General features: G+C 44.7%; 8 protein-coding genes. All 8 read right to left on the bottom strand.

The annotated features are described in order from the left end of the window. The coding region (locus NIT7645_RS19940; protein WP_016670801.1) for a phage DNA packaging protein C at positions 1–236 on the bottom strand (236 nt) is incomplete at its 3' end. Further along, complete coding sequence (locus NIT7645_RS19935) at positions 169–321, bottom strand: hypothetical protein (protein WP_435988044.1); 153 nt, start codon at positions 319–321, stop codon at positions 169–171. The genes NIT7645_RS19935 and NIT7645_RS19940, both read right to left, overlap by 68 nt. After that, complete coding sequence (locus NIT7645_RS19930; RefSeq protein WP_000252566.1) at positions 254–1,795, bottom strand: replication endonuclease; 1,542 nt, start codon at positions 1,793–1,795, stop codon at positions 254–256. Before NIT7645_RS19930 ends, NIT7645_RS19935 begins: the two co-directional genes overlap by 68 nt. Positions 1,796–1,858: 63 nt before the next feature. Then, on the bottom strand, positions 1,859–2,845 hold the full coding sequence (locus NIT7645_RS19925; RefSeq protein ID WP_000466547.1) for a Minor spike protein: 987 nt from the start codon (positions 2,843–2,845) through the stop codon (positions 1,859–1,861). An 8-nt stretch (positions 2,846–2,853) separates the two neighbouring features. Further along, positions 2,854–3,381, bottom strand: coding sequence for a hypothetical protein (locus tag NIT7645_RS19920; RefSeq protein ID WP_000487867.1), 528 nt, complete (start codon positions 3,379–3,381; stop codon positions 2,854–2,856). Positions 3,382–3,491: 110 nt separating this feature from the next. After that, positions 3,492–4,775 (bottom strand): major capsid protein, encoded by a 1,284-nt coding sequence (locus tag NIT7645_RS19915; RefSeq protein ID WP_000065572.1) that lies wholly within the window; start codon positions 4,773–4,775, stop codon positions 3,492–3,494. 36 nt (positions 4,776–4,811) lie between these two features. After that, entirely contained in the window at positions 4,812–4,928 is a 117-nt protein-coding gene (locus tag NIT7645_RS19910) for a phage DNA packaging protein J (protein ID WP_000033471.1), read from the bottom strand. Further along, the gene (locus NIT7645_RS19905; protein WP_000084700.1) at positions 4,928–5,386 is read right to left on the bottom strand and encodes a scaffolding protein D; all 459 of its coding nucleotides are present in this window, start codon (positions 5,384–5,386) and stop codon (positions 4,928–4,930) included. Before NIT7645_RS19905 ends, NIT7645_RS19910 begins: the two co-directional genes overlap by 1 nt. Between the last annotated feature and the right edge of the window lie 55 nt (positions 5,387–5,441).

Below are 5,441 nucleotides of genomic sequence, written 5' to 3'. Positions count from 1 at the left end.
GATTTCTTACCTATTAGTGGTTGAACAGCATCGGACTCAGATAGTAATCCACGCTCTTTTAAAATGTCAACAAGAGAATCTCTACCATGAACAAAATGTGACTCATATCTAAACCAGTCCTTGACGAACGTGCCAAGCATATTAAGCCACTTCTCCTCATCCAACGCGTCAGTTTTTGACAGAATCGTTAGTTGATGGCGAAAGGTCGCAAAGTAAGAGCTTCTCGAGCTGCGCAAGGATAGGTCGAATTTTCTCATTTTCCGCCAGCAGTCCACTTCGATTTAATTCGTAAACAAGCAGTAGTAATTCCTGCTTTATCAAGATAATTTTTCGACTCATCAGAAATATCCGAAAGTGTTAACTTCTGCGTCATGGAAGCGATAAAACTCTGCAGGTTGGATACGCCAATCATTTTTATCGAAGCGCGCATAAATTTGAGCAGATTTGTCGTCACAGGTTGCGCCGCCAAAACGTCGGCTACAGTAACTTTTCCCAGCCTCAATCTCATCTCTCTTTTTGCGTTCTGCTTCAATATCTGGTTGAACGGCGTCGCGTCGTAACCCAGCTTGGTAAGTTGGATTAAGCACTCCGTGGACAGATTTGTCATTGTGAGCATTTTCATCCCGAAGTTGCGGCTCATTCTGATTCTGAACAGCTTCTTGGGAAGTAGCGACAGCTTGGTTTTTAGTGAGTTGTTCCATTCTTTAGCTCCTAGACCTTTAGCAGCAAGGTCCATATCTGACTTTTTGTTAACGTATTTAGCCACATAGAAACCAACAGCCATATAACTGGTAGCTTTAAGCGGCTCACCTTTAGCATCAACAGGCCACAACCAACCAGAACGTGAAAAAGCGTCCTGCGTGTAGCGAACTGCGATGGGCATACTGTAACCATAAGGCCACGTATTTTGCAAGCTATTTAACTGGCGGCGATTGCGTACCCGACGACCAAAATTAGGGTCAACGCTACCTGTAGGAAGTGTCCGCATAAAGTGCACCGCATGGAAATGAAGACGGCCATTAGCTGTACCATACTCAGGCACACAAAAATACTGATAGCAGTCGGCGTGTGAATCATTAGCCTTGCGACCCTCGGCAGCAAGAACCATACGACCAATATCACGAAAATAGTCACGCAAAGCATTGGGATTATCATAAAACGCCTCTAATCGGTCGTCAGCCAACGTGAGAGTGTCAAAAACGATAAACCAACCATCAGCATGAGCCTGTCGCATTGCATTCATCAAACGCTGAATAGCAAAGCCTCTACGCGATTTCATAGTGGAGGCCTCCAGCAATCTTGAACACTCATCCTTAATACCTTTCTTTTTGGGGTAATTATACTCATCGCGAATATCCTTAAGAGGGCGTTCAGCAGCCAGCTTGCGGCAAAACTGCGTAACCGTCTTCTCGTTCTCTAAAAACCATTTTTCGTCCCCTTCGGGGCGGTGGTCTATAGTGTTATTAATATCAAGTTGGGGGAGCACATTGTAGCATTGTGCCAATTCATCCATTAACTTCTCAGTAACAGATACAAACTCATCACGAACGTCAGAAGCAGCCTTATGGCCGTCAACATACATATCACCATTATCGAACTCAACGCCCTGCATACGAAAAGACAGAATCTCTTCCAAGAGCTTGATGCGGTTATCCATCTGCTTATGGAAGCCAAGCATTGGGGATTGAGAAAGAGTAGAAATGCCACAAGCCTCAATAGCAGGTTTAAGAGCCTCGATACGCTCAAAGTCAAAATAATCAGCGTGACATTCAGAAGGGTAATAAGAACGAACCATAAAAAAGCCTCCAAGATTTGGAGGCATGAAAACATACAATTGGGAGGGTGTCAATCCTGACGGTTATTTCCTAGACAAATTAGAGCCAATACCATCAGCTTTACCGTCTTTCCAGAAATTGTTCCAAGTATCGGCAACAGCTTTATCAATACCATGAAAAATATCAACCACACCAGAAGCAGCATCAGTGACGACATTAGAAATATCCTTTGCAGTAGCGCCAATATGAGAAGAGCCATACCGCTGATTCTGCGTTTGCTGATGAACTAAGTCAACCTCAGCACTAACCTTGCGAGTCATTTCTTTGATTTGGTCATTGGTAAAATACTGACCAGCCGTTTGAGCTTGAGTAAGCATTTGGCGCATAATCTCGGAAACCTGCTGTTGCTTGGAAAGATTGGTGTTTTCCATAATAGACGCAACGCGAGCAGTAGACTCCTTCTGTTGATAAGCAAGCATCTCATTTTGTGCATATACCTGGTCTTTCGTATTCTGGCGTGAAGTCGCCGACTGAATGCCAGCAATCTCTTTTTGAGTCTCATTTTGCATCTCGGCAATCTCTTTCTGATTGTCCAGTTGCATTTTAGTAAGCTCTTTTTGATTCTCAAATCCGGCGTCAACCATACCAGCAGAGGAAGCATCAGCACCAGCACGCTCCCAAGCATTAAGCTCAGGAAATGCAGCAGCAAGATAATCACGAGTATCCTTTCCTTTATCAGCGGCAGACTTGCCACCAAGTCCAACCAAATCAAGCAACTTATCAGAAACGGCAGAAGTGCCAGCCTGCAACGTACCTTCAAGAAGTCCTTTACCAGCTTTAGCCATAGCACCAGAAACAAAACTAGGGACGGCCTCATCAGGGTTAGGAACATTAGAGCCTTGAATGGCAGATTTAATACCAGCATCACCCATGCCTACAGTATTGTTATCGGTAGCAAGCACATCACCTTGAATGCCACCGGAGGCGGCTTTTTGACCGCCTCCAAACAATTTAGACATGGCGCCACCAGCAAGAGCAGAAGCAATACCGCCAGCAATAGCACCAAACATAAATCACCTCACTTAAGTGGCTGGAGACAAATAATCTCTTTAATAACCTGATTCAGCGAAACCAATCCGCGGCATTTAGTAGCGGTAAAGTTAGACCAAACCATGAAACCAACATAAACATTATTGCCCGGCGTACGGGGAAGGACGTCAATAGTCACACAGTCCTTGACGGTATAATAACCACCATCATGGCGACCATCCAAAGGATAAACATCATAGGCAGTCGGGAGGGTAGTCGGAACCGAAGAAGACTCAAAGCGAACCAAACAGGCAAAAAATTTAGGGTCGGCATCAAAAGCAATATCAGCACCAACAGAAACAACCTGATTAGCGGCGTTGACAGATGTATCCATCTGAATGCAATGAAGAAAACCACCATTACCAGCATTAACCGTCAAACTATCAAAATATAACGTTGACGATGTAGCTTTAGGTGTCTGTAAAACAGGTGCCGAAGAAGCTGGAGTAACAGAAGTGAGAACCAGCTTATCAGAAAAAAAGTTTGAATTATGGCGAGAAATAAAAGTCTGAAACATGATTAAACTCCTAAGCAGAAAACCTACCGCGCTTCGCTTGGTCAACCCCTCAGCGGCAAAAATTAAAATTTTTACCGCTTCGGCGTTATAACCTCACACTCAATCTTTTATCACGAAGTCATGATTGAATCGCGAGTGGTCGGCAGATTGCGATAAACGGTCACATTAAATTTAACCTGACTATTCCACTGCAACAACTGAACGGACTGGAAACACTGGTCATAATCATGGTGGCGAATAAGTACGCGTTCTTGCAAATCACCAGAAGGCGGTTCCTGAATGAATGGGAAGCCTTCAAGAAGGTGATAAGCAGGAGAAACATACGAAGGCGCATAACGATACCACTGACCCTCAGCAATCTTAAACTTCTTAGACGAATCACCAGAACGGAAAACATCCTTCATAGAAATTTCACGCGGCGGCAAGTTGCCATACAAAACAGGGTCGCCAGCAATATCGGTATAAGTCAAAGCACCTTTAGCGTTAAGGTACTGAATCTCTTTAGTCGCAGTAGGCGGAAAACGAACAAGCGCAAGAGTAAACATAGTGCCATGCTCAGGAACAAAGAAACGCGGCACAGAATGTTTATAGGTCTGTTGAACACGACCAGAAAACTGGCCTAACGACGTTTGGTCAGTTCCATCAACATCATAGCCAGATGCCCAGAGATTAGAGCGCATGACAAGTAAAGGACGGTTGTCAGCGTCATAAGAGGTTTTACCTCCAAATGAAGAAATAACATCATGGTAACGCTGCATGAAGTAATCACGTTCTTGGTCAGTATGCAAATTAGCATAAGCAGCTTGCAGACCCATAATGTCAATAGATGTGGTAGAAGTCGTCATTTGGCGAGAAAGCTCAGTCTCAGGAGGAAGCGGAGCAGTCCAAATGTTTTTGAGATGGCAGCAACGGAAACCATAACGAGCATCATCTTGATTAAGCTCATTAGGGTTAGCCTCGGTACGGTCAGGCATCCACGGCGCTTTAAAATAGTTGTTATAGATATTCAAATAACCCTGAAACAAATGCTTAGGGATTTTATTGGTATCAGGGTTAATCGTGCCAAGAAAAGCGGCATGGTCAATATAACCAGTAGTGTTAACAGTCGGGAGAGGAGTGGCATTAACACCATCCTTCATGAACTTAATCCACTGTTCACCATAAACGTGACGATGAGGGACATAAAAAGTAAAAATGTCTACAGTAGAGTCAATAGCAAGGCCACGACGCAATGGAGAAAGACGGAGAGCGCCAACGGCGTCCATCTCGAAGGAGTCGCCAGCGATAACCGGAGTAGTTGAAATGGTAATAAGACGACCAATCTGACCAGCAAGGAAGCCAAGATGGGAAAGGTCATGCGGCATACGCTCGGCGCCAGTTTGAATATTAGACATAATTTATCCTCAAGTAAGGGGCCGAAGCCCCTGCAATTAAAATTGTTGACCACCTACATACCAAAGACGAGCGCCTTTACGCTTGCCTTTAGTACCTCGCAACGGCTGCGGACGACCAGGGCGAGCGCCAGAACGTTTTTTACCTTTAGACATTACATCACTCCTTCTGCACGTAATTTTTGACGCACGTTTTCTTCTGCGTCAGTAAGAACGTCAGTGTTTCCTGCGCGTACACGCAAGGTAAACGCGAACAATTCAGCGGCTTTAACCGGACGCTCGACGCCATTAATAATGTTTTCCGTAAATTCAGCGCCTTCCATGATGAGACAGGCCGTTTGAATGTTGACGGGATGAACATAATAAGCAATGACGGCAGCAATAAACTCAACAGGAGCAGGAAAGCGAGGGTATCCTACAAAGTCCAGCGTACCATAAACGCAAGCCTCAACGCAGCGACGAGCACGAGAGCGGTCAGTAGCAATCCAAACTTTGTTACTCGTCAGAAAATCGAAATCATCTTCGGTTAAATCCAAAACGGCAGAAGCCTGAATGAGCTTAATAGAGGCCAAAGCGGTCTGGAAACGTACGGATTGTTCAGTAACTTGACTCATGATTTCTTACCTATTAGTGGTTGAACAGCATCGGACTCAGATAGTAATCCACGCT

Origin of the sequence: Phaeobacter italicus, from assembly GCF_001258055.1 — a bacterium.
Lineage (GTDB): Bacteria > Pseudomonadota > Alphaproteobacteria > Rhodobacterales > Rhodobacteraceae > Phaeobacter > Phaeobacter italicus.
The sequence above is the reverse complement of the archived record's forward strand: the minus strand, read 5'-3'. Positions and strand labels throughout refer to the sequence as shown.

Excerpts from the sequence above, each read along its gene's own strand:
- NIT7645_RS19905 (WP_000084700.1), bottom strand. The coding sequence starts at position 5,386 with ATGAGTCAAGTTACTGAACAATCCGTACGTTTCCAGACCGCTTTGGCC.
- NIT7645_RS19930 (WP_000252566.1), bottom strand. The coding sequence starts at position 1,795 with ATGGTTCGTTCTTATTACCCTTCTGAATGTCACGCTGATTATTTTGAC.
- NIT7645_RS19920 (WP_000487867.1), bottom strand. The coding sequence starts at position 3,381 with ATGTTTCAGACTTTTATTTCTCGCCATAATTCAAACTTTTTTTCTGAT.
- NIT7645_RS19925 (WP_000466547.1), bottom strand. The coding sequence starts at position 2,845 with ATGTTTGGTGCTATTGCTGGCGGTATTGCTTCTGCTCTTGCTGGTGGC.
- NIT7645_RS19915 (WP_000065572.1), bottom strand. The coding sequence starts at position 4,775 with ATGTCTAATATTCAAACTGGCGCCGAGCGTATGCCGCATGACCTTTCC.
- NIT7645_RS19910 (WP_000033471.1), bottom strand. The coding sequence starts at position 4,928 with ATGTCTAAAGGTAAAAAACGTTCTGGCGCTCGCCCTGGTCGTCCGCAG.